Consider the following 25,252-nt stretch of genomic DNA (forward strand, 5'->3'; position numbering starts at 1 on the left):
GTTATCGTTGTCCTAAATATTCTTTAAATATTAAATCGCTAATATAATTTCTATCATTACTTGAAAGCTGTATATTGTTGTCCCTTAGCACATTAGCTACTTTGTATAAGACATCTTTTTCGAACATAGGCTTATTCTCAAGTAGATTTATGTTTCTGAAGAGTTCGTCATCAATGACCTCTTTCATTTTGATTAAGTTATTGAGTATATCTGGATCCTCAAAGCCAATGATAGGGGCTTGTTTTTGCTTTTCTCTTTCTTTATTTTCTTCCTTGATACGCTTGTGTATGCGAGTGAATCGCTCGTCCTGGTTATATTTCTTTTTAAGTATATTGTTTCTGCGGTTGATTTCTTTTATTTTCTTCATAATCTCTTCCATGAAGGCGATACTTTCTCTGAAATCCTGCGTATCTTTTAAGACGAATCCTTTTTTATCAAAATATTCTTTAAAGATAGCGGAAAGAGAGAGATATTCTTCGTCATCGTATTGGTCAAAGTTGGCCATAAATTCAGCTTTTACGCTTTCGTGTCGTTCTTTGACATCATTTACAAGGATTTGTAATTCTTCGGGTACTCCTTTTCTGAACTCAAATTCTAATTCAGAAAGTACTATGTTGATAATTCCAGCCACATCAGCCTTATGATCTCTATTTTCTTTAAGGTTGAGCAGGTCTATACGGCGGGTAACTTCCCCTATAAGGGTAGGGAAATTATCCGCTTTTGTGATGATATTAATCTTTTCCTTTAGGTCATCACCTCCAAAGGCTCTTACTTGGTTGGTAATAGCTCTGGCTTCCTCCAGGAGTTTGCGAAGGTGGTAGAGCTGTTCCTTGTCTTCTATTTCGTCTATTTCCCTTCGGAATTCTTCTGCATTATGGGTAGAGAAGGAGAAAAGATCCCGCTTGATTTCCAATATTTTTGCTTGGATGACCTTAGGGTCTTCTATAATCACATTTCCTATAGGGGCAACTACGGAAAGTCCTGTATCTGAGGTGGTGCGGTTGAGTTCTCTAAGATAACGATCGTTGGTAGCCTCAAAGTTCTCTTTGATATCCACAAAATCTACTACATAGCCATAGCGGAAACTCTTATAAGGGCGGTTCACACGAGTAAGTGCTTGTAGGAGATCATGTCCATCGAGCGAACGTCCTAAGTAAAGTCTCTTAAGACGAGGCGCATCGAAGCCTGTAAGGAGCATCTGATTGACAATAAGGACATCTATGTTGTTTTCCTTCTTGAATGTATCGATATAATCCTTACGCTCTTGCTTATCTCCCTCATCATGTAGGATAAGAGAGGCTGTAAGCGGTTTGTTTTTTGTATTATAAGTAGGGATAGGCTCAGCGGCTAACCAATAGTCCTGTACTTCCGAATGAATAGTTTGGTCAGTTTTGGGGAATTTTCTCAGCCAAAGGCTATAAAGAGCTCGCGCTTGGGCGTTGGTCTTACATACAATCATAGCAGCCACAGTAGGGTCTGCCATTTCGGTTCTAAATTTTCTGAAATCCTCTACTATATAATTTAACAAGGCTTCAAGATAGCGCTCATGCTCAATGATTTTGTCCTTATCAAAATCCTTCTTCTTTACCTTTACCTCTCCTGCTATTTCCTCAATAAGTTCTTCTATTTGCTGTTTAACTTCAGTTTCTATAGGTTCGCGCAAGAGCTTGAGGGTGTAGCCATCGGCTATGGACTTATCATAATAATAGGTGTTGATATAGTCACCGAAGACTTTCCAAGAGGCTCTTTCTTCTTTTAATAAAGGGGTGCCTGTTAGAGCTATTTTTATGGCATTGGTATCCGCCTCTAAGAGGTTCGCTAAGAAACTCCCTCTAGGGTTATACCCACGGTGTGCTTCGTCAATAAAAAAGATACGTTGTAGGCGTGTATTATAAGGGTCAGCTATCTGTACTTTAGCTTTATCTTCCTTGAATTTTTGGATATTGACTACCATGATTTCGAGCTTACCTTCGCTATTGACCACTAGTGCAGTATTGCTGATATCCTTCATGAGTTCCTCTCGACTTTTAGCATTTCGCGCTACAAGTCCGCGAGCAGCGAACTCATCGGTAGCTTGTTCCATGAGGTCAATGCGATCTACGATGAAATAGAATTTGGTAGCTATATTCTTTCGAGCATAGAAATCGTTAAGTACTTTTACAGTATAATAAGCCAAAGCCGTCTTGCCACTGCCCTGAGTATGCCATATAATACCACTTTTTACCCCTTCCTCCAATCTTCTTTGGATAGCTAAGGAGGCAAAAAGCTGCTGATAACGCATTACATGTTTCTCCAATCGTGTTCCCTTGGAGCCATCGGGTAGGGTAATGGTCTGATTGACATAAGCAAAACCATATCTTAGCAGGTATAGGAAACGTTCCTTTGAAAGCATGGAAGTAAGGATGCGATTGGTAGGGGTCGTTACCTCCTTATTGGTACTATATTCCGGGAAACTTCGGATAGTTACGGCATTGCGGTGCTTGAGTATATAGCGTTCTGTCTGTTCATCAATAGGGAGATAAGGATAATTGGCTACATAGTCCTTATCTTCTTCTCTGAAGACATTGAAAAAAGCTTTTTCCTTAGCCGTACAGCAATAGAAAGCCCCCCATATAGGTTCTCTGCTTTCATTGTCATACTCCTGATTGTTGGAGAAGATCATCAGTTGGGTGATATTGAAGAACCTACGAAAATAAGGCTTACTTATTCGGGAGTTAGTTCTCTCTTTTTCGGCAATGATTCCCTGGGAATTGTTAGGTTTCTTTACCTCAATAAAGGCCAAGGGGAGCCCATTGACAAAACAAGTAATATCGGGACGGAAAGACTCATCAGCACTTTTGTCTCCACAGGAGAATTCTGTGGTGAGGTGCCATACATTGTTAGAGGGATTGTCAAAATCAATGAGCTTAATACCACTATTGGCAGAAAGCATTTGGTAGAATTCCCTTCCTAAATCATCATTATTGGTTATAGAGATGATTTTGTTTAGAAGCTGTCGTGCTTTTTCCTTTCCCAAATCAGGGTTGATCCTCACAAGAGAAGCTATGAATATATCGGAGAGTATATTGGTATGTGGATCGTACTTATATAGAGAGGTATCAATGTAAGTATAACCCAACTTGCACAAATGGAGTGCTGCGGGTACTTGTACGCGGGTATTTTCGTTGAAGTTAGACATAGCCTCATTTCTTAAAAACTCTGCAAATATACAAACTTTATCGATATGATACAATAAAAAAAGCTACCTTATTCAGGTAGCCTCTTTCTAAATAACTTTAAACTATAATAATATGATTAACCCAATTCAGAAGAATTATTTATAAAAAGTTGGTCTACAAGGACTCGAACCTTGAATAACAGAACCAAAATCTGCTGTGTTACCATTACACCATAGACCATCTCTCAATTGCGGTGCAAAGGTACAACTTTTTTTGAAACCTGCAATAGGTTGAGTGAAAAAAATAAAAAAAATTTTTCTCTCTATTTTATTAGGTAGATCAGATAAAAATGTGTAACTTCGCTCCGTTTTTCTAAAAAGATAAAAATGAACTTACAAAAGGACTTTCATAAGTATAATCTGATCATAGGCTGGGGGGTATTCTTCATAGCCTTACTTACCTATGGGCTTTCGGTAGAGCCTACCGTAAGTTTCTGGGACTGTGGAGAATACATAGCAACCTCGGCTAAGTTGGAAGTGGGACACCCCCCTGGAGCACCTTTTTTCCAGATGGTGGGGGCTTTCTTTGCCTCTTTCTCACCTTCGCCTGAGAAGACTGCCCTTTTTGTGAATTTCATCTCGGTGTTCTCCAGCGCCTTTACCATACTATTCCTATATTTTATCATTGTCAATTTCGCCAAAAAGATTGCTCTTGCACAGAAGGAGACCCTTTCCAATGGACAGGTAATTGCTTTGTATGGCAGTGGGGTAGTGGGCGCTTTGGCTTATACCTTCTCCGATAGCTTTTGGTTCAATGCTACCGAAGCGGAGGTGTACGCTATGGCGATGCTTTTCATGTCGGCCATGTTCTGGCTGGGGCTTAAATGGACAGATAACCTTGATTCTCCACGAGGAGATAAGTGGTTGTTGCTCATTGCCCTTGTAGTGGGACTCTCCTTTGGGGTACACTTTATGGCGCTGCTTACCATTCCAGCCATAGGGATGCTCTATTTCTTCCAATCCCATTTTAAGAAGAATGTCAGGAACTTTATCTTGGCCAATGTGATTTCTATTTCCATATTGCTCTTGATTTTCAAGCTGATACTACCTTATACCTTGGCTTTGTTTGGTCATACAGAGGTGTATTTTGTCAATCAGTTGGGCTTGCCATTCAATTCGGGTACTATCTTTACAGGAGTATGGATTATAGGAGCTTTTGCTTTTACCTTATGGAAAGCACAAAAACACCAAAAACGCTTGTTACAAACCGCAACCCTCTGTCTGCTCTTTGTTTTCGTAGGCTTTTCCTCTTGGCTGATGATCCCCATACGAGCCAATGCAGGTACGGTCATCAATGAGAACAGCCCTACCGATGCACGCTTGCTCTTGGCTTACTACAACTTGGAGCAATACCAGAAAACATACCTCTTCAAAGGGCCTATGTACTCAGACAGCTTTGCCATTCCTGAGGGTTATATAGATGAAAAGCCTAAGTATGAGCGCGATTACAAGACACACAAATATATTATAGTAAATAACTACAAAGATGCTTTGGATGCGCCACACCCTGACCATATAGGACTATTGCCCCGTATGTGGAGTGGTGAGCATGCGGCCAACTATATGAGCCTGACCAGTCCGCTAAAGTATAGAATCAGCCCTGAATATATAGGAAATGAAAAGGTAGAACAACTCAGCCGACAACTTCAGGCAGTCCTATATGCAGGAGATTATGAGCAATATGCGCAGCTGCTTCGTCGCTATCAAGGGGTATTTATTGTAGAGAAACCATCTTTTTGGGACAATCTGAGCTTTATGTTCTCCTATCAGTTTAATTATATGTATTTGCGCTATCTGTTATGGAACTTTGTGGGTCGTCAGGACGATATACAAGGGAAAATTAGCAATAATCATGGCAACTGGATTTCAGGGATTTCCTTTATAGATGAGTGGCATACAGGCTATCCGCAGGATCACCTCCCTTCCGATGCCCTAAATAACCGTGGGCGTAATACCTATTTCTTTTTGCCGCTGTTACTGGGCTTGGTAGGCTTGTTCTTTCAGTTTACTTCTAGCAAACGCCAGTGGTGGGTGGTCTTTGTGCTTTTCCTCTTTACAGGTTTGGCACTAAAGGTGTATCTTAATGAGCGACCTTTTGAGCCACGAGAGAGAGATTATGCCTTGGTAGGTTCGTTCTTTACCTTTGCCATTTGGATAGGAATGGGGGTATATGCCCTTTATTCCCTTTTGGAAGAGAAAATATCCTTCAAGGGCATGGCACCTGCGGTAGTATCGCTCTGCTTGCTTGTGGTTCCTGCCCGTATGCTGGCAGAGAACTGGGACGACCATGACCGCTCCAACCGCTATACAGCACGTGCCTTGGGTAAGAGTTATTTGGATTCCGTTTCCAAGGACAACGGAGCAATGATCTTCTCCATAGGGGACAATGATACCTTTGGAATGTGGTATATGCAGGAGGTGGAGCATTATCGCACCGATGTGAGGGTGATTAACACTTCCCTTTTGGGAACCGATTGGTATATAGACCAGATGAAGCACAAGGCATATACCAGTGAGCCGATTCCGTCCCAGCTGGTACATAGACAATATGCTTACGGAGTGCGGGATGTAATCTATTTTGATCAGAGAACCGATAAGATATGGCCTATAGCAGACTTTATGGCATGGGTGGGAAGTGATGATCCTAAGACAAAGAAGGTTGTTGATCGCAATGGTGAGGCGCCTGACCTTGTCTATGCCAGCTATCCGACCAATAGAATCCGTATTCCTGTCAATAAAGAAAATGTCCTTAAGAGTGGTATTGTAAAACCTGAAGATGCCGATAAGATTGTGGATTATATAGACATCAAGCTCCCTTCGGTAGGTATGGGTAAGAACCGCCTGCTGATGCTTGATATTTTGGCCAACAACGATTGGAAGCGTCCGATCTACTTTACAGGGGGTAGCTATAGTGATGAGGAATATATATGGATGCGTGATTACTTACAGCTCGATGGTATGGCCTACAAATTGGTACCTATCAAAACCCCTATTGATAAGGACAACCCTTATGATATGGGACGTATAGATGCCGACCTGATGTATAAGATCGTAAAGAGCTTTGACTGGGGTAATATGGACGATCCGAATATATACCATGATCCAGAAACTCGCCGCAACAGTATCGTCTTCCGTGGCAATCTTGCTCGCCTTACAGAGACCCTTTTGGCAGAAGACAAACAAGACAAGGCTAAGGATGTTATAGATATAGCTACCACGCGTATTCCTGTGGGTAACTTAGGGTATTACTTTACCTTAGAGCCATTTATATCAGGCTATTATGCGGTGAAGGAGCCAGAGAAAGCCCGCAAGCTATTCCTTGAAGTAGCCAAGAAATACCAAGAGAAGATTGAGTATTATCTTACTTTCTCAGAAATCAACTTTATCAGGCTTTCTGATGAGATAGCTTATGATCTAAGGCGCTATCAGGCACTGCTCATTCCTATTATGGAGGATGAGGCTTTCTATAAGAAGGAATCGGCTACCTATAAGAAGTATATCAACCGCTTGAAGGAATTGGGCAGGTCTTATGGTTTTGCTACCGATGAAGAGGAAGCCTCAGAGCAGCCCAAGGAGGAAGTACCACAAGCCGCCACTTCTGCTTCGGATACAGCTACTCAAGCAAAGTAGTAAGTCGAGAGAAATAAGATTTTAAACAAAAGAGGCTTCTATTCAAAAAATAATTAGTACCTTTGCAGCGTAAAAGGTAAGCGAAAATAGCTCAGTTGGTAGAGCGCAACCTTCCCAAGGTTGAGGTCGCGGGTTCGAGACCCGTTTTTCGCTCTTTTTTAATTGTCAATTATCAATTGTAAATTGTTAATTATCAAATGGATGCTCTAAAGAATATCACCCCTAAGACACACCCTTATCCTTTAAGCAGTACTCATAAGAGATACGAGGGGATATTCTTTTTTAATAATACAATAGCTATATTTTTCGTCTGAAAGATATAGCTGTTTTTTCATAAAAAGCACTTAACAAATGCCAAAAAGAAACGACCTACATTGTGTTCTGCTTATAGGGTCAGGACCTATTATCATCGGGCAAGCCTGTGAGTTTGACTACTCAGGCTCGCAATCGTTGCGCTCCTTGCGCGAAGACGGTATCAAAACCGTACTGATCAACTCCAACCCTGCTACGATTATGACCGACCCTTCCATGGCGGATGTGGTCTATCTCAAACCCCTTACCACTAAATCATTGGTGGAAATCCTCAAGGCTCACCCCGAAATAGATGCCGTTCTGCCTACTATGGGCGGACAGACTGCCCTTAACCTCTGTATAGAGGCAGACGAAAAAGGAATCTGGAAGGACTTCGGAGTGGAAATCATTGGGGTGGATATTGATGCGATCCAAATCACCGAAGACCGTGAGAAATTCCGCGTGTTACTTGACGAGATAGGAATCCCAATGGCGCCTTCAGAAACGGCAATGTCCTTCCTCAAGGGGAAAGAAATTGCCCAACGCTTTGGTTTTCCGCTCGTAATACGTCCGTCCTTTACCTTGGGCGGTACGGGTGCCTCTATCGTCTATAAGAAAGAGGACTTTGACATGCTCCTTAATCGCGGTTTGGAAGCGTCCCCTATCCATGAGGTGCTTATTGATAAGGCACTTTTGGGCTGGAAGGAATACGAACTGGAACTGCTGCGCGATAGGAATGACAATGTAGCTATTATCTGTACCATAGAAAACATGGATCCGATGGGTATCCATACGGGTGACTCTATCACGGTAGCTCCTGCGATGACCCTTTCCGATCGCACTTTCCAGCGTATGCGTGATATGGCTATCAAGATGATGCGCAGCATAGGTGATTTTGCAGGTGGTTGCAACGTACAGTTTGCCGTATCTCCCGATGAGAAAGAAGATATCATCGCTATTGAAATCAATCCACGTGTATCGCGTTCGTCCGCCTTGGCGTCTAAGGCTACAGGTTATCCTATTGCTAAGATAGCGACCAAATTGGCTATTGGCTATCATTTGGACGAATTGCAAAACCAAATCACCAAATCCACTTCTGCTTTCTTTGAGCCTACGTTGGACTATGTGATTGTGAAGATACCACGATGGAACTTTGATAAGTTTGAAGGCTCTGACCGTACTATTGGCCTACAAATGAAGTCAGTAGGGGAGGTCATGGGTATAGGACGTTCGTTCCAAGAGGCCTTACAGAAAGCTACCCAATCGCTCGAAATCAAGCGTAATGGTTTGGGAGCCGATGGCAAAGGAGAGAAGAACTACGAACAAATCATTGAAAAACTTACTTACCCTAGCTGGGATAGGGTATTTGTGATATACGATGCAGTACAGATGGGTATTCCGCTGAGCCGTATTCATGAAATCACCAAGATAGATATGTGGTTCCTCAAACAATACGAGGAGCTCTGTGCCCTTGAGAAAGAAATATCGCGCTACAAAATAGATACCCTACCTAAAGAACTCCTTTTTGAAGCCAAGCAAAAAGGCTTTGCCGACCGACAAATCGCCTATATGCTTGGTTGCTGGGAGAGTGAGGTACATAAGAAACGTGAGGAGCTGAATATACGCCGCGTATTCAAATTGGTTGATACTTGTGCAGCCGAGTTCAAGGCGCAAACTCCTTACTATTATTCTACCTTCGAGGCGCCTATCCGCACTGCTGACGGCAAGGAATACGTAGCCAATGATAGTGTGGTTACTGACCGCAAGAAGGTGGTCGTACTTGGTTCAGGGCCTAACCGTATAGGGCAAGGGATTGAGTTTGACTACTGCTGCGTACATGGGGTATTGGCAGCGGAAGAATGTGGTTATGAGACCATTATGATCAACTGTAACCCAGAGACGGTATCTACAGACTTTGATACCGCTGACAAGCTCTATTTTGAGCCTGTGTTCTGGGAGTATATCTACGATATTATCCAGCATGAGAAGCCTGAAGGGGTCATCGTACAGCTCGGTGGACAAACCGCATTGAAATTGGCCGAGAAATTGGACAAATATGGTATCAAAATCATAGGTACCAGCTTCCAATCCTTGGATTTGGCAGAGGACAGAGGAAGTTTCTCTACCTTGTTGAAAGAGAACAACATTCCTTACCCACGCTTTGGTGTAGCTGAAACGGCTGATGAGGCACTGAAGCTCTCAGACGAATTAGACTTTCCGCTATTGGTGCGTCCTTCCTATGTATTGGGCGGGCAGGGTATGAAGATTGTTATCAACAAGGAAGAGCTGGAAGCCCATGTGGTAGATCTTTTGCGTAAGATACCTAATAACAAGCTCCTACTTGATCACTATTTGGACGGCGCCATAGAAGCCGAAGCCGATGCGATATGTGATGGCGAGAATGTGTATATCATTGGTATCATGGAGCATATAGAGCCTTGTGGTATCCACTCAGGCGATAGTAACGCGACCTTACCGCCGTTCAACTTGGGTGAGTTTGTGATCCAACAGATCAAAGACCACACCCAGAAGATAGCCTTGGCACTCAACACTGTAGGGCTTATCAATGTACAGTTTGCCGTAAAAGACGATGTAGTGTATATCATAGAGGCCAATCCACGTGCTTCGCGTACGGTACCGTTTATCTCCAAGGCCTATAAGGAGCCGTATGTGAATTATGCCACTAAGATCATGTTGGGCGAGAAGAAGCTCTCTGACTTCCATTTTCACCCACACTTGGAGGGCTTTGCTATCAAGCAACCTGTGTTCTCGTTCAACAAATTCCCGAATGTAGATAAGAAGCTCGGCCCAGAGATGAAATCCACTGGTGAAAGCATTTTGTTTATAGATAGCCTTAAAGATGATGCTTTCTATGATATTTATACAAGGAGGAAGATGTACTTGAGTAAATAGTCGCAAGGCTTACATATTGATAAAAATACTTTGCTAAAATCTTGACTTTGGCAAAGTATTTTTTGTATATTTGCGGAGGGATTTAGAATATGATTTGAAGATGTAAAAATAAGAGTAGTGAAATAGCCGAACTATGTGTTTCTTGGTTAGGAGAAATCCTATAGCCTTATATGAAAAACTATAAGGGAAATGTCATTTCATAGGGACAAATCTCGAGAGAAATAATTCTACTTTGAGCAAGTCCAGCTAAGATTAATATCTTAAGCATAAGAAGGATAACTTTCATAATGTTAGGTTTAGTACGAATGTGCAAATATAGCATTAATATTTTTCTACCCAAATAGAAGACGGAGTGATATATTGATCGATTTTAATTGGTTAGTATATCGTATTAGCATACATGGTTCTATGAAGATAGTGTTATCTTCTTAAAAAGCACGGCTCCGCATTTGGATTTCACTACTCTTTTTATAAAGAAAGTATGAAAAAAGCGAAGAAAGATTGGTTTAAGTTAAAAAAATATCCTCATATAGGAAGACCTATTTCTATTAAAGATAAAAAAAGGGTAATGTCTTATATACTTAGTCCTAAGAATATAGCTAAACATTCATTCTTGCCTTTTATTCATAAAACATCATTAGTTCGTAAGTTTCGAAAGGAATATGATAAGGAAGGAAATCCTATAAAGGGGGAAGGGACTAATAAAATACAAAGAGTAAAAGGTCAGAAAAAAAGAGAACTTTTCTATGCAAGCCATTTAGATTCTCTTATTTTTAGCTATTATTCGCATCAATTGTCTGATAAATATGAGCAACTTATAAAGAAATATAAATTAAATGATGTTGTTTGTGCTTATAGGAGTATCCCAATTGATGAAAAGAACCCTAATAGCTCTAATAAATCTAATATCGAGATAGCAAATGATGTTTTTGATTTAATAAAGAAATATCCTAAGGATTTTTTCTATGTGATAGCTTTTGATATTACTAGTTTTTTTGATAACTTGGATCATAAAATATTAAGAGAGAAATGGGAAAAGATTCTTTCTGTGGAAAGATTACCTATGGATCATTTTAATGTATATAAAAATATTACGCGTTTCAGTTATGTAGATTTAGTGGATATTTTTAGTTTTTTTCAAGATAAAATTCTCACTCAAAAAATAGCAGCTAACGGGATACAGCAGCCAGTTAAAAGAAAGAAGATTAGTAGGATAAAATTCTTAAGGAATCAAAATGCAATAGCTTTCTGTGAAAAAAAAGAGTTTCTTGAGGTTAAGCATAAATTAGTTCATCCTTTTAAAACTATTAAAAAAGGGGATCAGATTATACCAAGAACATTTGGGATTCCACAAGGTTCTCCCATTAGTGCTACTTTAGCAAATATCTATTTAGTAGATTTTGATAAGGATATTAATAGTTACATACAAAAAATAGGAGGACATTATAAAAGATATTCAGATGATATTATTGTTGTTTGTCCTAATGAATACAGAGAAGAGGTTTGTCATTTTGTAATGGAAGAGATTACAAAGTATAAATTAGAGATACAGAGAGCAAAAACTCAAGTATTTGAATTTAAGAGAGAGAAAGATAAATTGACATCCGCACAAGTTTTTGAGAATACTATTAATAGGAATAAGAATCTAACTTATTTAGGTTTTGAATTTGATGGAGAAAATATAAGATTAAAAAAATCAAGTCTTTCAGGATATTATAGAAAAATGAAAAGACACATAAGTAGGGCAAAATCTTATTCTTATAAGTATGAAGAACCGATTTTTAAAAGGCGGATTTTAAAAAAATTCTCTTATAAAGGGGCTAAAAGAAATAGGAAAGTAGTATGGAATGAGGTAGAAAAAAGACTGTATAAATATGATACATATAATTATGGGAACTATATAACTTATGCAAAGAAGGCTATAAGTAGGATGACTAATAATAAGATTAGTAATCAAATAAAAAAGCACTGGAAAAATATCAATAAATTACTTAAAAATTGCCACAAACCTGCTTTAAAGAGAGTTCTTCACTAAGAATATTATATTTTGGACTTTCTAAAGCCGCAGGAACTGATGATCCTGAAGTGATGAATGATCTATATTGGAATCTGGATTAAACTAATTACCTACTATGAACTACCTTCACCTAACAGGTTATAAAACCTTTAAAAACATACAGTTAGATCTCTCTCCTATCAATATCCTTATTGGGGCTAATGGGAGTGGGAAGAGTAATTTTATATCGTTTTTTGAGTTGCTCAATAGGCTGTATAACCGTAGCCTAAGGGAATATATTGCGCTGAAAGGGGGAGAGGATAAGATGCTTTTCCGAGGAAAGAGAGACCAAGCAACTAACAATGTATAAGGGTGATGAGCTTATTTTTGCAGGAATGAGCAAAGGGAGCCTTACCCAAAACCTTATTCGCTATTTAAAACAATAAAAACCTATTCTTATGATAAAACCCATTCTATTCATCACACTTATACTCTTAGCCTTATGGCTTACGGGCTGCTGGGGGTATAGGGAAAAACCACTTATAGGGGATTGTCTTTTTGGTTTTTAATTGTATATTTGCAGAGGAAAACAAACCGCCACTTATTATATACATCGTCTTCCTATCAAAATAAGGTATTGCGGACAACAAAAGGGGAAGATGACTCCAAAAAAATCATTTATTTATTTGGGAAGAAAGATAAGACAGAGCTACGGCTCACTCTAAGGAGCGTTTGCAAGGCTGAGGATACCGCCTTTCGCTCTTTGAAAGGCTCAATCAAGCTTTCCCGCTCATTAGAGGTCTTCTCTTTCTTATTTTACGAATCATCAATTGTATCTATATGTTTTATAAAGAATTAGAGGTAGCGCCAGGTTGTGTAGGGCTACTATTTAAGAAGAATATTTTTCAGAGGGAACTACCTGCGGGCATCTATAAGTTTAGTCCGTGGGAGAAAGTATATATCATATCTCTATCACAGAAGCTCAGAAGTGTAAGGGTCGTCAATCAGGAGGTACTCACGGCTGATAATATTGCTTTGCGCTTTTCGTTTTACTTGCTTTACAAATTGGACAATGCCAAGCTATTCACCGATAATTTTGGTGTAGAAGAGAGTAATTTTTCGGTAGCTGAACAACAAATAGCAGCGGCCGCACAAGTGCTGCTACGCCAGAAGATATCAGCCTTTACCAGTGAAAAGCTAAACGAATGCCGAAATGATATTACTGACTTCAAAGAAGCCGATTTTTGCCATGAAGTAGGCGCTTTGGGACTCAAGATCATAAAAGCACAGCTGATAGATATTACTTTCCCTAAGAGTGTGCAAGATCTTTTCTCACGTGTTTTGGAAAGCAAAATACGTGCTACTTCCGAACTTGAAAATGCACGTACCGCCGTGGCTACCGCCAGAGCACTCAAGAATGCTTCGGAACTGATGAAAGGCGATGAGAATATCAAGTTTTTCCAATATTTAGAGACGATCACCAAGATAGCCGACAAGGGCAAACATACCTTTGTAATAGGGGAAGTGCCCATGAAGAAAGTATAGAAGCCTATAAATTTAAAAACTATGTATAAATCACTATTTTTTGTAGCTTTTCTAGGGCTTGTGGTAGCCTGCGAAAAATCAGGAGATAACAAAGGCTCCACTACACAGACACCTACTCCTCCAGTTGTGCCCCCCTCTCCGCCCGTGGTTCCTCCGCCTGCTCCCACTCAAAAGCCAGCGGCTTACGATTGGGATTTCTACTTGGAACCCTCTCGCCTTAGTGTGGTAAAGAACGAACGCAATGCGGAACTTAAAAAGCTCTATTACCAAGTATATGGTACGCCTTGTGGAGGTTGGTATGATGGAGTTAGCCCTACCAAAGAGAAGAATGAAGGCTGGCTGAAAAACTTTGTAGAGGGGGCGGAAAAGGCACAAAAGACGCCTATTGTAGTGCTTTATGGGATTCCTAATCGTGATTGTGGCTCTTTCTCTAAGGGAGGACACCCTACCGCGGCCTCCTATAAGGTATGGATAGATAGGGTGAGCGCAATCATTGGGCAACGCCGTGCAGTGGTGATTGTAGAGCCTGATGCTATTAATTATTGCGGACATAAAAAGGGTACTCAGGCCTATAACGAACGAGCTGAAATGCTCTCCTATGTGGGGCAAACCTTACAGAAAAACAATCCCAATGTAGTTACCTATATCCATGCAGGCAATGCAGTACTGACGACAAATCACCCCGAAGCGATCGCCCAAGCGATTATAGACGGAGGCTTACAATATATGCGTGGTTTTGCTCTAAATGTATCAGGGTTGGGAGGAACGCTTGAGGAACAGGAAGGAGCGGAGAAGTTTGTCGCTTACTTGGCAGGCAAAGGATTTAAGGACATGCATTATGTGATAGATACAGGGCGCAGTGGCATTAACCGACCTAAGCACCAGAATGCAAATGCACCCTATAACTCTTGTAACAACTTCAATGCCGCTTTGGGGCCACGCAGTACTACCCGAACTACAGGCGCTCATGCCGATGCCTATCTGTGGATCAATGGAGGCGGCGGCTCTGATGGGGAATGCCATATGGGGGCACCTGCAGCAGGACAACCTTATCCTGAATATACAAAGCACTTGGTTGAAAATGCTATAAGAGTAGGGAGTATAGAGATCTTGGAAGTACCAGAGTCTCTTAAGTAAATCTATTAGGATATAATAATCATTTATCACACACAGATGAGCTGTAAGTTACTTAAGGATTTTAGGCTATTTTACCTTATGGGCGTGCTATTGTCCGTATTGATTGTCTTTTTCATAGGATTTTTTCTTTATGGCGAAGAGGAACTTACTCGTGCTCCTATGCGTTTTCCTATAGTATGGGGTATTTGCTATGCTTATCAAGAGTTATTTTACCTTGTACAAAGATATATGTCATCTTTTTATATCAGTGCAGCTCTTTCTATAGCATTGTTATCGCTTCCTATAGGTGTTTTATTGGCAATATCTATTAATTTTATTTTGTGTAAGATTAGTTTGGAGAAAAAATAAAACTATCTTGAGGTTAAGTCAAGATAGTTTTTTTAAAAGTGGTCTCACCAAGAATCGAACTTGGATCAAAAGTTTAGGAAACTTCTATTCTATCCGTTGAACTATGAGACCCCTCAATTATGAGGTTGCAAAGATACGAAAAACAATTGTTAATTGTTAATTGTCAATTGTTAATTGTTAATGATTGATTGTTAATTGTTTAGAGGGTAGTTATTAGTGGTTAGACTGACTACAGACTACTGCCTCTTGCCTACGGCTCTGCGGATTTCTCCTATCCATAGTACCACACTAGTTGCTGCAATGATGATTGCCCAATCTACTAATTTGAGAGGAGTAACGCTAAACATCTCTCCCCCAAAAGAGGTGATGAAAATCTGACCTAAGATAATGGCCACGGCTATCATCAAGAAGCCTTGGCACTTGCCTATGTTATGGAAAGCACTCTTGCCAGTACGGTAAGCCTTGGCATTGAACATATTCCAGAACTGTAACAGTACGAAAATGGAGAAGAACAACGAAAGTTCATAAGGGGATAGGCTTCCCTTGGGTGCTCCAAAATGGAAGAAATGACTGAAGTAATCCCCTAAAGAGAATTGTGCAAGGGTGGTAATATCTTCATTCTTAAAGTATTGGATAAATCCAAAGAGCAAGAGTACAAAGAACCCTCCTACCCCAAAAATTCCTTTGGCCATAGGGCGGCTAATTATATTTGCCTTGCGTGGACGTGGCTTGTCATGCATTACGCTATGGCTCGGTGGCAAGGAAGCCAAGGCCAAGGCAGCAAAAGTATCCATGATAAGATTCACCCATAGCATTTGAGTGACGGTCAAGGGTGATTCTACCCCTAAGAAAGCCCCAATAAGCACAATGATACAAGCGGCTACGTTGATCGTCATCTGGAAGAGGATAAAGCGCTGAATGTTCAGGTAGAGCGAACGCCCCCACATAACCGCCTTTCCGATACTACTGAAGGAGTTGTCCAAGATGGTAATATCGCTGGCTTCTTTGGCTACGGAGGTACCATCACCCATGGAAAGGCCTACCTGAGCAGCCTTAAGCGCAGGGGCATCGTTGGTACCATCGCCTGTTACAGCTACTACTTCGCCCTTCTGCTGGAGCAGATTCACCAAACGAGCCTTGTCCAGCGGACGTGCACGAGAAATTACCCTAAGGTCACCTACACGCTCCAAGAGGTCGGCATCGCTCATAGCGGCAAACTCAACCCCAGTGATATGGTTACGGTCGGTACAGCTCTCGTCCCACAGACGTATCTGTCGGGCAATCTCCTTGGCAGTACCAGGGGTGTCACCTGTTACAATCTTCACCTGAATACCCGCCTGCATACATTCCTCAATAGCCGCAGGCACATCAGGGCGAACAGGGTCAGAAATGGCAGTAATACCGATGAACTGTAGGTCTTTGACTACCAATTTACCATTTTCAGAGATAATAGCTTTAGGATCGTCTATTTCCTTGTAAGCAAAGCCAATGGTACGCATGGCTTGGTTTTGGTATTGGAGTAGCTTCGCCTCAAAATCGGCTTGGGAGATAGCGGAATTTAGTTTTCCACTAGACTGACAGAAAGTCATTACAATCTCAGGTGCTCCTTTTACGTATAGGATATTCTTTTTCAAGTTAGGCGAATAGATAAGGGTCGCCATATATTTGCGTTCGGTGGAGAAGGTAAGTTGTTGTAATACTTCACTTTGCTCACGTATAGGCAGGTAATTGGTACCCTTGCTATAGAGCCAGAGCAGGAGCGCCCCTTCGGTAGGGTTGCCCAACACACTCGGTTTGTCCTTATCGGAGAAGTCAAGGTAAGCAGTGGAGTTGACCGACATAGATTCAGCAATGAGTCGGTCGGCTAAGGAACTATCTGCCAACTGGTTAAAGTACGTCTCGTAGATAGTCATTTGGTTTTGGGTAAGCGTACCTGTTTTGTCAGTACAAATCACCGTGGTAGCCCCCATGGTCTCACAAGCATGCATCTTGCGTACGAGGTTGTTGGTAGCCATCATACTACGCATACTATAGGCCAAGCTTAGGGTGACACTCATAGGCAGCCCTTCAGGAACGGCTACCACTACCACTGTAATGGCAATCATTACTGTATTAAGCAGATAACCCCCGAAAGATACCCAGTCAAGATTGTCTAAGTTTTGGGTCGGATCGGCAAAATAAACAATCAATCGCCCAACAATCACAAGGGCAGCAATCCCATAGCTTACTTTGGTAATCAGGTCGGCCAGATTGTCTAACTGCTCATTGAGAGGGGTCTTTACAGAATCATCAATCTGTACGCCCTCAAACACTTTGCCGTATTCGGTAGCATCCCCCACTTTCTTTACCTCAAAGATACCATGTCCGTCGGCCACGGAAGTGCCTCGGCATACATAGTTGGTAGGGTAGGTAGCTTCCGCCTCGAAGTCCTCAGGGTTGGTACTCTTGTGGACGAGGGGTTCTCCTGTAAGGGTGGATTCGTTCAGGTGTAGGGATACCGCCTCAAGCAACTCCCCGTCGGCAGGCACTTCCTCACCTGTCTCAATAATCACAATATCCCCTACGACAATATCCTTCTTTAGCACTTGGGTAATACGCTCATTGCGAATGACCTTGTAGTAAATATCGTCATTGACCTGATTGAGAATTTCAAATTGTTTGTTAGCTTTTTGCTCAAAGTAGAAGGCGACACCAGTGGCCAAGAGGATTGCAAAGAGGATACCCACAGGTTCCAAGAAAGCGTGGATACCAGTATCATGTACCGTATATTCGTAGAAAGAAACGCCAAAAGAAAAGACCAAAGCTACCAATAAGATGATGATGATAGGGTCGGTAAATTTTTCTAAGAACTGTTTCCAGAGTGGTTCGCCCTCCACAGCAGTGAAGGTGTTTTCGCCATATTTTTGGCGACTTTCAACAACTTGGGCATCAGTAAGCCCTTTGTAGTGATGTTTTTCAGACATAGTATTCATTTTGAGAGTGCAAAGTTATATCTTTTTAGTGATAAAAAAAATTAATTCAAAAGTGTGATATATAATAATCGGCTACCTTCTTCGTCATTAAGCATAATTTTCTTTTCGTGGGTTAGCTCAACCATAGTGTTTATGGGAATTTCTTTGTTAAGAGAGACATCTTTCATATTCTTTAGTGATAGATTGACAAGGACCCATTTATTCTGATGAATGGTAAAATATCCTACAGGCTTCTTATCTTCAGCAGTAAGGTTTTCATTTCTTAATACTTTTCGAGACACATGCCATTTGAAGAGATACTGATTATGATATATCATAATTCTATGGTTTTCAGGTTTCCAAATATTTTTACCTGAATTATAATATAGATCTGCAATAGGCAGGCTTCCCTTATGAGGTGTTCCACAAAAAGGGCATTTAGGGCGCGTTGTGTTATCAAATACATACCATTTTTCACTACAATTAGGATTATTGCAAGGTTGTATTAAATCAACGGTTTTCAAAAGGGCTGTTTCCCATTCGTTAGCAATAGGGCGGAGCATAGGATTATGTAGTCCATCAACGAAAGCTCTTTTGAAAAGATCTGCTAGGTAGGGACCTGCTATAGTGTAGGGGAGCTTAGCTGGATCACCCCAAAAAATATCCCACTTACGGAGTTGCTCAGGTTTTACTCTATTAATAGGATTGTTAGGATCCTCAATAAAGACTGCTTTTTCACCCATAGATAAGCGGTCATCTTTGAGAGGATCTAAATCCCAAACTTTACTACCTTTGAGAGGATGTCTCCTAAATAAATACATGTATATTAGTACGGCTAAGGCGTGTAAATCAGTCCTTTGATTAGGGAGATTTTTATTCTTATCCTTGAAATCCAAGTGCATTGTTTTGAGTACTTCAGGAGCGATGAAATCAGGGGTTCCATACACTTCTGGAGGGAAAAGTCCGGGGACTACTAGACCATCTAAATCAATAATATTAGCAGATTTAGTGACAGGGTCTATTAATATATTGTTGTAAGATAGATCAGAATGAGCGAGACCCATCTGGTGCATTTTTTTTACACCTCTACATATATTGATAGCTATTTGGAAATAACTTAGCCAGTCTCCTAGCTCAGATTTGTCTAAGCAAAGAGGGTATTTAGTATTGCGAAAGGAAGGAGTAGTGTACCATTTTCCTTTTTTTTCCTCACCTTTCAGTCCATCATCGGAAGCGCGTCCTTTTGTAAAGAAAAATTTTTTATCATAAATGGGAACTATGACCCCTATTTTACCATCCTTTTCGACGGCATCGTAAGGCCAACGAAAAATATCATTAAGAAAATAGTCCGGAGCGTTCCCTTTTTTTATATTTTCTAGATATAGGAACACAATACGTTTGATACGTTCCTTCTGATTAAAATCTAAAGGGTCTCTAAAGAAAGCAACAACATACTTACGATCAGGAGAAAAATATACATCTTTGACACCGCCCTGCTTGGGATTACCATCATCTATGTATTCGTAACTTTTTGAATTATCTATAGTAGAATATACTTTTATGGTCTTCATACTTAATAAATTATAGCTAAAGTTCTATCATCTGAATTTCCTTTGCTCCAAAAATCTAACCAATGGAGCAATTGTTCGGCTATATTCTCATCATTTAGGAAATCAACTTTTGTACAATCTTCATTTTGCCCATTCAGATCACTTAAAAAATCTTTCCATTTATCCATTCGTGTGAGATTATTTTCAACAATGAATTTAGGATCATAGATACCATCAGTCATTAAAAATAGTTTTGAAAAGTCTTCAAACTTAAATAAGCCAAATCTTTTTCCTATGGGTATACTAGTCTCATTAGAATATATCTCAGGCATAGTAACAAAGCGAGTTCCTCCCCCAAATTCTCCAATATCTAGTATATTTAATAGTTCTACTTTATTTTCATCTTTATCAAGAATACAGATAGGACAATCTCCGACTCCGAAAGTCAGGAGAACATATCCGAAGGGGAATTTTTTGGACAAAGCAAATATGAGGGTGGTATTTAGATCTTTAATTGTAATATTTTCGTTCTCAGAGATTTCTTTTAGGTGTTTGTACAATAGGTCTTTAACTTTAGGATAGATAGTGTTTATAAGATCATTTTTACATTTCAATAATTCTTCTTGTGTAAGTTCTTCGGAGAAGTATTTTATAACAAGTTTATCAATAGAGGATATAAAAATTTCATCATTGAAGCTATTACAAATATACTTAGTAGCCTCTTCAGAACCTTTCCTAGCAAACTTAGCAGAGCCTGCACCATCTGCAACGGCTATAGTCTCCCATTCATTAGGGAGTTTTATAGTGTAGAAATCATCATCTCGAGAGCTTCCTTGGTGAGCATGAGAACGTCCTCTTTTAGAAGCGATGACAATTTTCTTATCTAGGAAAGTTCCTGAATAGGAAACTTCATCTTCTTTATAGAAAAGAGAATCTTTAGGGAAAGGCATATTTTGCCATAAATCCTTAGGATCAGCATTGATTATAAAAGGGATAGTCTTTCTGTATATTGTTTTAGTATCATCAGTTGTACAATAAAAATAGATATTTAATTGAGTAGTTGCAGCAACTAAAGGTTTTCCAGTAATAGTATTGCTTTGGTCATCAAAAGATAAATTAAAGACCTCAATATTATCTATTTTTGTGATTTTTATATTGGGAAATTCTTGTAAATCAAAGGTAAAAGAATAATCTTTTTTAGCATTAGCATTTGTTATAGGAAAATGCTTTTCCTGAAAAGATTCTATTTCATAGTTTATATTATATTTTTCTTTTACTTGTTCACTAAAAAGGTCAAAACTATCCTTGATCTTTTCTGAATTTGTGAGTATGGAAAGTACTTTATCAAAGATCTTACCATGTTTCTCATTTTCTTTTTTTAACATTATTTTTATGATTTCTTCCATTATCCTAAAGTTCGATTAATATTAAAATCTTCGTCTGTTGCTCCATAATAAGCTGTAGTATTACACCAAGGACAAGTATTTTCACCTTCTCCAGATATACAATGTACTCCTCCACAAGAACAAGTAGCTAATGCGTAATTATTTCCACAACAAGGACAAGATGGATTTCCTATAAGTGCTTCAGCTGATATTTTTAAATTATAATTAGTTCTCTCTGAGAATTCTTTATAAGTTTTTTCATCTATCTTATAAGTGCCTTCTATGGTATATATAATCGTTTTCATACCATGAAAAACAGAATTTTTTAAATTTTTTTTGAACTTGATAAGATATAGTTTGTCTGTATTAGTGCATTTTCCACATACAACGACAAAATTTTCATCGGGTATCTCATGTTTTTTATTTAAATCTATAGTTTCTATAGTATCATCAACTGTTTTAATAATATTAATTCCCTCTCTGTTTGTATGGTTTATTTGTTCACTAGTTGTTTTTATAGATGTTGATATCCATTTAAAAAATTCTTTATATGAATTGGAGTCCGAATTATTAAATTGAAGTACATTTTCGGAAAGTTGTCCCATGAGATTATAATTTGTATTATTACCTATGGAGATGATAATCAAATTATTATTCTTTCGATAATGATCATTCCAACGCTTGAAAGCATTAGAAGTATCATCTGTAGGAACTCCATCTGTAAGAAGGAATATAAGAGGTTTCCAATCCCCTTTACGCTCTAGAGTTGTTTTAGTAACCTCTTTATCAATAGTATTCATAAGTGTATCTAATCCTTTTGATAAAGAAGTACCACTTCCGATAGGTATTTTAGGAGGATAGAACGAGATGATATCTTGTAAGGGAGTAATTACTTTACTTTTACCAGCAAAACCAATAATTGAAATCCAAACAGTCTCTAAAGCAAAAGGGTCTGTTTTGAGTTCTTTGATAATAGTTCCTATACCTACTTCTATCTGTTCAATAGGTTCCCCAATCATTGACTCAGAAACGTCTATTAAGAAATAAACAGGTAATCGTCTCATGTTTTTGGATTTTTAAACAATTAGATTTAATTCGGGGGGAGGTGGAGGCAGCGGCATAGCTTGTCCTGTTCCTTGAGATTTTCCTCCCATTTCAATAGAAGAGCTAACCCATTTAAAAAAAGAGGTAAGCATATTGGCATCAGTAGTATCCAATTTTACTACATCATTAGTAAGTTCTTGTAAATAAGATATCTCTGCTTTAGGGCCGGCAGCACAACCTACTATGACGCCAAAATCTAAAGCCTTTACCTTAGGGATATATTCTCTATATTTTTGAATATCAGAAGGTTTCCCGTCGGTAAATATAAATAGTAATGGTTTCCAGTCTCCTTTTTGATTAGTAGAACCTTTGACAAGTTCTTTGTTAACTAATTCACAAAGCATTTTCAAAGCTTCTCCTGTATGAGTGGGGCCACTTTCAGGACATATGATCTCTATAGGTTGAAAAGAGGCTAAATCAACTAAAGGGATTAGGTTATGTACTTCTCTATCAAAAGTAATGACACTTATGTATAGGGAATCCATGGCCTGAGGGTCAGTTCTAAGCATGTTGATGAGCCCATAAAAGCCGTTATTTAAGGCTTGTATAGGCTCACCACTCATTGAACCAGATGTGTCTAGTAAGAAGTATGCTAATAATCGTCTATTCATTGGTTAAGCAATAATGACTAGTTCACTTGGTGGAGGTGGTAATTGGTCTTTTTTAGTAAGGTCTATGCCAGTTTCTTCTACTTTAGTGGAAGAGGTAGCAATAGAAGCAGATACCCATTGGAAGAATTTGGCAATACTCTCAGCATCTGTATTATTAAGACGTACAACGGAGTCAGATATTTGTTTTAAGACTTGATCATCAGCTCCATTTCCTGCGGCACAACCTACCACTAGTCCTTTGTTTACTGATTTTAGTTTATTTAAACCAGATTGCCAATCATCGGTAGGGACTCCATCAGTCATGATAAAGACAATGGGTTTCCAATCTCCTTTTTGTTCAAGAGTAGTCCTAGTTACTTCATTTTCAAGCTTGTCTGCTAATAGATTAAGTGCTGCCCCTAAGGACGTCATACCACTAGCCTTTATATCAACCATTTGAAAGGATGCTAAATCAGTAAGTGGTATAATCTGTTGAGCATCAGAATCAAAAGTAATAATACTTACAAAAGCTGTCTCAATAGCTTGTGGATTTTGGCGTAATGAATGGATCATCATATGTACTCCATTTTTTACAGCTTCAATAGGTTCACCAGACATGGAGCCTGATGTATCTAACAATAAATAAACAGGTAATCGTCTCATTTTTATAAATTTATAAATAGTTTCTTAATATACGTTGGATAGTTTGTGTAAAAAATTTATCATCGGTAGGATCACCAATTGCATCAAATTTCCATTCATCATTTCTTTTATAAAGTTTTCCTAGAATAAGAGCTCTTTTCCCAGCAAAAGAGGGTTCAGCAGACACATTATATGAAGCAAATACAGATCTTACTCGATCAGGAGTTCCTTCAAACATACGTATCTTAGCATAAGGGATTTGTGAAAAATCTTCACTTCCTACATTATTAAGAAAGAAAAAGATTTTAGAAACTTTCTTAGCTACTTTATTAAGATCTACAGTGATAATTTCATTATCAAGTTCATCATCTCCTCCTTTATCTCCCTCTAAATCATCACCTGTATGATGGAGAGCACCATCAAGAGTAGTTAGTTTACCCTTAGGAAATCCAAGATTGCGAAGAACACTCTCACTATATAAGGGGGAGTATAGATGGTCACAAAAATTATTATTTTCATCAATAACTATACAGCTGAGATCTAAATCTACATTTTTAGTATTTTTTATCAAACCAAACAGGGATTTATTTTCAATAGCTCCCCAATTGGCTCCGACACAAAAACTCTGTAATCTTTCTCCTGTATCTTTTCTTAGGTCTATTTTTTGACCTTTTTGTAAATTAATAGCCATATCTAATTTGTTTTTAGTTATATTTATTTAAATAATCTTGTAATCCTCCTTTCATACCCATACCTACGGCTTCAAATTTCCATTCTCCATTGTGTTTGTAAATACGGCCAAATTCTACAGCAGTTTCTATAGAAAAATCTTCTTCAAGTTCGTATTTTAATAACTCTTCACCACTATCAGTACTAAAGATTCGTATAAAAGAGTTACGCACTTGTCCAAAATTTTGTCCGCGTGTATCAGCTTCATGGATTGTAACAACAATACATATTTCGCAGGCTTGACTTTCAATCTTTGATAGGTCAACGATAATTTGTTCATCATCACCTTCACCATCTCCAGTACGATTATCCCCTGTATGTATAACAGCTTCATTAGGAGATTTTAAATTATTATAGAAAATAAAATGCTTATCTGAAAGAATTTTTTTATTTTCACCTAAGATAAAAGCAGAGGCATCTAAGTCAAACTCACTTCCTGTAGAGTTGCTGTTGGTATCCCAGCCTAATCCTATAGTAAATTTGGGAGCTTTGATACTCTCTCTTTGTCCTTTTTGTAAGTTTATAGCCATAGTTTTGGATTATTTAATAATCTGTCCTTTATAATATTTAGACAAGAAGAAAGCTAAATCTTCTTTATAACCAATACCTGAAGCTTCGAATTTCCATTTGCCATTGTGTTTGTATAAACGGCCGAATTCTACAGCGGTTTCTATGGAAAAATCCTCTCCTAATTCATACTTAGCGACTTCTTGCCCAGTAGTGTTATCTACAATACGTATATAAGAATTGCGTACTTGTCCATAATTTTGTTTACGAGCTTGTGCTTCATGAATAGTGACAACAAAGAGAATTTCTTGAATACGATTGTCTACCTTAGATAGATCAATTTCAATACTTTCATCATCCCCTTCTTCACTATTTCCTCCTGTAGGATCATCTCCGGTATGATGTAAAGCGCCATCAGGAGAATCTGTGTTGTTATAAAAGACAAAGAAAGCTTCTGCAGGCATCAGCCTTCTGTTATCAATCATAAAAGCAGAGGCATCCAAGTCAAAATCATATCCTGTTCCTTCATTAGGATCCCAACCTAAACCAATGGTCATACTTTGTAAACCTATATCGATTTTCTGACCTTTTTGTAAATTAATAGCCATAAAAATTTTATTTGATTTTTAAAGTACAAAGTTAAAACATTTAACAGTTTGTTGAGTAAACTTTTCTGATATAATTTTTACTTTTTCGTTATTTTTTTATACTTTTGCG

The 25,252-nt window shown here is 38.9% G+C and carries 16 protein-coding genes and 3 tRNA genes; 7 read left to right on the forward strand and 12 right to left on the reverse strand.

The window, feature by feature from the left end; translation table 11 throughout:
- Position 1: 1 nt before the first annotated feature.
- Together HMPREF9331_RS06875 and HMPREF9331_RS06880 are read right to left on the reverse strand one after the other, a co-directional pair.
- Complete coding sequence (locus HMPREF9331_RS06875) at positions 2-3,178, reverse strand: HsdR family type I site-specific deoxyribonuclease (protein WP_016420278.1); 3,177 nt, start codon at positions 3,176-3,178, stop codon at positions 2-4.
- 149 nt (positions 3,179-3,327) lie between these two features.
- Positions 3,328-3,398, reverse strand: a tRNA-Gln gene (locus tag HMPREF9331_RS06880).
- Between the two features lie 146 nt (positions 3,399-3,544).
- Between HMPREF9331_RS06880 and HMPREF9331_RS06885 the strand changes: the two genes are divergently transcribed.
- The 7 genes from HMPREF9331_RS06885 to HMPREF9331_RS06915 all read left to right on the forward strand — a co-directional run bounded on the left by HMPREF9331_RS06885 (position 3,545) and on the right by HMPREF9331_RS06915 (position 14,729).
- Complete coding sequence (locus tag HMPREF9331_RS06885; protein WP_016420279.1) at positions 3,545-6,847, forward strand: glycosyltransferase family 117 protein; 3,303 nt, start codon at positions 3,545-3,547, stop codon at positions 6,845-6,847.
- A gap of 80 nt (positions 6,848-6,927) precedes the next feature.
- Positions 6,928-7,000: transfer RNA gene (locus HMPREF9331_RS06890), tRNA-Gly, on the forward strand.
- A 198-nt stretch (positions 7,001-7,198) separates the two neighbouring features.
- Positions 7,199-10,051, forward strand: a complete 2,853-nt coding sequence (gene carB, locus HMPREF9331_RS06895; protein WP_016420280.1) for a carbamoyl-phosphate synthase large subunit — start codon at positions 7,199-7,201, stop codon at positions 10,049-10,051.
- 481 nt (positions 10,052-10,532) lie between these two features.
- Entirely contained in the window at positions 10,533-12,086 is a 1,554-nt protein-coding gene (locus tag HMPREF9331_RS06900; RefSeq protein WP_016420281.1) for an RNA-dependent DNA polymerase, read from the forward strand.
- Between the two features lie 97 nt (positions 12,087-12,183).
- On the forward strand, positions 12,184-12,417 hold the full coding sequence (locus HMPREF9331_RS06905) for an AAA family ATPase (RefSeq protein ID WP_009642177.1): 234 nt from the start codon (positions 12,184-12,186) through the stop codon (positions 12,415-12,417).
- A gap of 470 nt (positions 12,418-12,887) precedes the next feature.
- Positions 12,888-13,592, forward strand: coding sequence for a slipin family protein (locus HMPREF9331_RS06910; protein ID WP_016420282.1), 705 nt, complete (start codon positions 12,888-12,890; stop codon positions 13,590-13,592).
- Between the two features lie 21 nt (positions 13,593-13,613).
- The gene (locus tag HMPREF9331_RS06915; protein ID WP_016420283.1) at positions 13,614-14,729 is read left to right on the forward strand and encodes a glycoside hydrolase family 6 protein; all 1,116 of its coding nucleotides are present in this window, start codon (positions 13,614-13,616) and stop codon (positions 14,727-14,729) included.
- Positions 14,730-15,116: 387 nt separating this feature from the next.
- On the opposite strand, the gene HMPREF9331_RS06925 is transcribed toward HMPREF9331_RS06915, so the two are convergent.
- From HMPREF9331_RS06925 to HMPREF9331_RS06970, 10 genes are all read right to left on the reverse strand, one after another.
- A tRNA-Arg gene (locus HMPREF9331_RS06925) sits at positions 15,117-15,188 on the reverse strand.
- A gap of 125 nt (positions 15,189-15,313) precedes the next feature.
- Positions 15,314-18,040 (reverse strand): calcium-translocating P-type ATPase, PMCA-type, encoded by a 2,727-nt coding sequence (locus tag HMPREF9331_RS06930; RefSeq protein WP_016420284.1) that lies wholly within the window; start codon positions 18,038-18,040, stop codon positions 15,314-15,316.
- 50 nt (positions 18,041-18,090) lie between these two features.
- A complete protein-coding gene (locus tag HMPREF9331_RS06935) occupies positions 18,091-19,599 on the reverse strand; it encodes a helix-hairpin-helix domain-containing protein (RefSeq protein WP_016420285.1) in 1,509 nt (502 codons plus the stop codon).
- Between the two features lie 2 nt (positions 19,600-19,601).
- Positions 19,602-20,984, reverse strand: a complete 1,383-nt coding sequence (locus tag HMPREF9331_RS06940) for a PP2C family serine/threonine-protein phosphatase (protein ID WP_016420286.1) — start codon at positions 20,982-20,984, stop codon at positions 19,602-19,604.
- Entirely contained in the window at positions 20,984-22,027 is a 1,044-nt protein-coding gene (locus HMPREF9331_RS06945; protein ID WP_016420287.1) for a TerY-C metal binding domain-containing protein, read from the reverse strand. Before HMPREF9331_RS06945 ends, HMPREF9331_RS06940 begins: the two co-directional genes overlap by 1 nt.
- 12 nt (positions 22,028-22,039) lie before the next feature.
- Positions 22,040-22,678 carry a vWA domain-containing protein gene (locus HMPREF9331_RS06950; RefSeq protein WP_016420288.1) on the reverse strand — a complete coding sequence of 213 codons (639 nt, stop codon included), beginning with the start codon at positions 22,676-22,678 and terminating at the stop codon, positions 22,040-22,042.
- Between the two features lie 3 nt (positions 22,679-22,681).
- Positions 22,682-23,320: a vWA domain-containing protein gene (locus HMPREF9331_RS06955; RefSeq protein WP_016420289.1), complete on the reverse strand. Its 639-nt coding sequence runs from the start codon at positions 23,318-23,320 to the stop codon at positions 22,682-22,684.
- 10 nt (positions 23,321-23,330) lie between these two features.
- Complete coding sequence (locus tag HMPREF9331_RS06960) at positions 23,331-23,990, reverse strand: TerD family protein (RefSeq protein ID WP_016420290.1); 660 nt, start codon at positions 23,988-23,990, stop codon at positions 23,331-23,333.
- Positions 23,991-24,003: 13 nt separating this feature from the next.
- Positions 24,004-24,558, reverse strand: coding sequence for a TerD family protein (locus HMPREF9331_RS06965; protein ID WP_016420291.1), 555 nt, complete (start codon positions 24,556-24,558; stop codon positions 24,004-24,006).
- Between the two features lie 9 nt (positions 24,559-24,567).
- On the reverse strand, positions 24,568-25,143 hold the full coding sequence (locus HMPREF9331_RS06970) for a TerD family protein (RefSeq protein ID WP_016420292.1): 576 nt from the start codon (positions 25,141-25,143) through the stop codon (positions 24,568-24,570).
- Positions 25,144-25,252: the final 109 nt, after the last annotated feature.

Source organism: Capnocytophaga granulosa ATCC 51502 (genome assembly GCF_000411115.1).
GTDB lineage: Bacteria > Bacteroidota > Bacteroidia > Flavobacteriales > Flavobacteriaceae > Capnocytophaga > Capnocytophaga granulosa.

Coding starts and splice junctions, on each gene's coding strand:
- HMPREF9331_RS06930 (WP_016420284.1), bottom strand. CDS start 18,040: ATGTCTGAAAAACATCACTACAAAGGGCTTACTGATGCCCAAGTTGTT.
- carB (WP_016420280.1), top strand. CDS start 7,199: ATGCCAAAAAGAAACGACCTACATTGTGTTCTGCTTATAGGGTCAGGA.
- HMPREF9331_RS06915 (WP_016420283.1), top strand. CDS start 13,614: ATGTATAAATCACTATTTTTTGTAGCTTTTCTAGGGCTTGTGGTAGCC.
- HMPREF9331_RS06945 (WP_016420287.1), bottom strand. CDS start 22,027: ATGAGACGATTACCTGTTTATTTCTTAATAGACGTTTCTGAGTCAATG.
- HMPREF9331_RS06900 (WP_016420281.1), top strand. CDS start 10,533: ATGAAAAAAGCGAAGAAAGATTGGTTTAAGTTAAAAAAATATCCTCAT.
- HMPREF9331_RS06875 (WP_016420278.1), bottom strand. CDS start 3,178: ATGTCTAACTTCAACGAAAATACCCGCGTACAAGTACCCGCAGCACTC.
- HMPREF9331_RS06885 (WP_016420279.1), top strand. CDS start 3,545: ATGAACTTACAAAAGGACTTTCATAAGTATAATCTGATCATAGGCTGG.
- HMPREF9331_RS06910 (WP_016420282.1), top strand. CDS start 12,888: ATGTTTTATAAAGAATTAGAGGTAGCGCCAGGTTGTGTAGGGCTACTA.
- HMPREF9331_RS06905 (WP_009642177.1), top strand. CDS start 12,184: ATGAACTACCTTCACCTAACAGGTTATAAAACCTTTAAAAACATACAG.
- HMPREF9331_RS06965 (WP_016420291.1), bottom strand. CDS start 24,558: ATGGCTATAAACTTACAAAAAGGACAAAGAGAGAGTATCAAAGCTCCC.
- HMPREF9331_RS06970 (WP_016420292.1), bottom strand. CDS start 25,143: ATGGCTATTAATTTACAAAAAGGTCAGAAAATCGATATAGGTTTACAA.
- HMPREF9331_RS06950 (WP_016420288.1), bottom strand. CDS start 22,678: ATGAATAGACGATTATTAGCATACTTCTTACTAGACACATCTGGTTCA.
- HMPREF9331_RS06940 (WP_016420286.1), bottom strand. CDS start 20,984: ATGGAAGAAATCATAAAAATAATGTTAAAAAAAGAAAATGAGAAACAT.
- HMPREF9331_RS06935 (WP_016420285.1), bottom strand. CDS start 19,599: ATGAAGACCATAAAAGTATATTCTACTATAGATAATTCAAAAAGTTAC.
- HMPREF9331_RS06955 (WP_016420289.1), bottom strand. CDS start 23,320: ATGAGACGATTACCTGTTTATTTATTGTTAGATACATCAGGCTCCATG.
- HMPREF9331_RS06960 (WP_016420290.1), bottom strand. CDS start 23,990: ATGGCTATTAATTTACAAAAAGGTCAAAAAATAGACCTAAGAAAAGAT.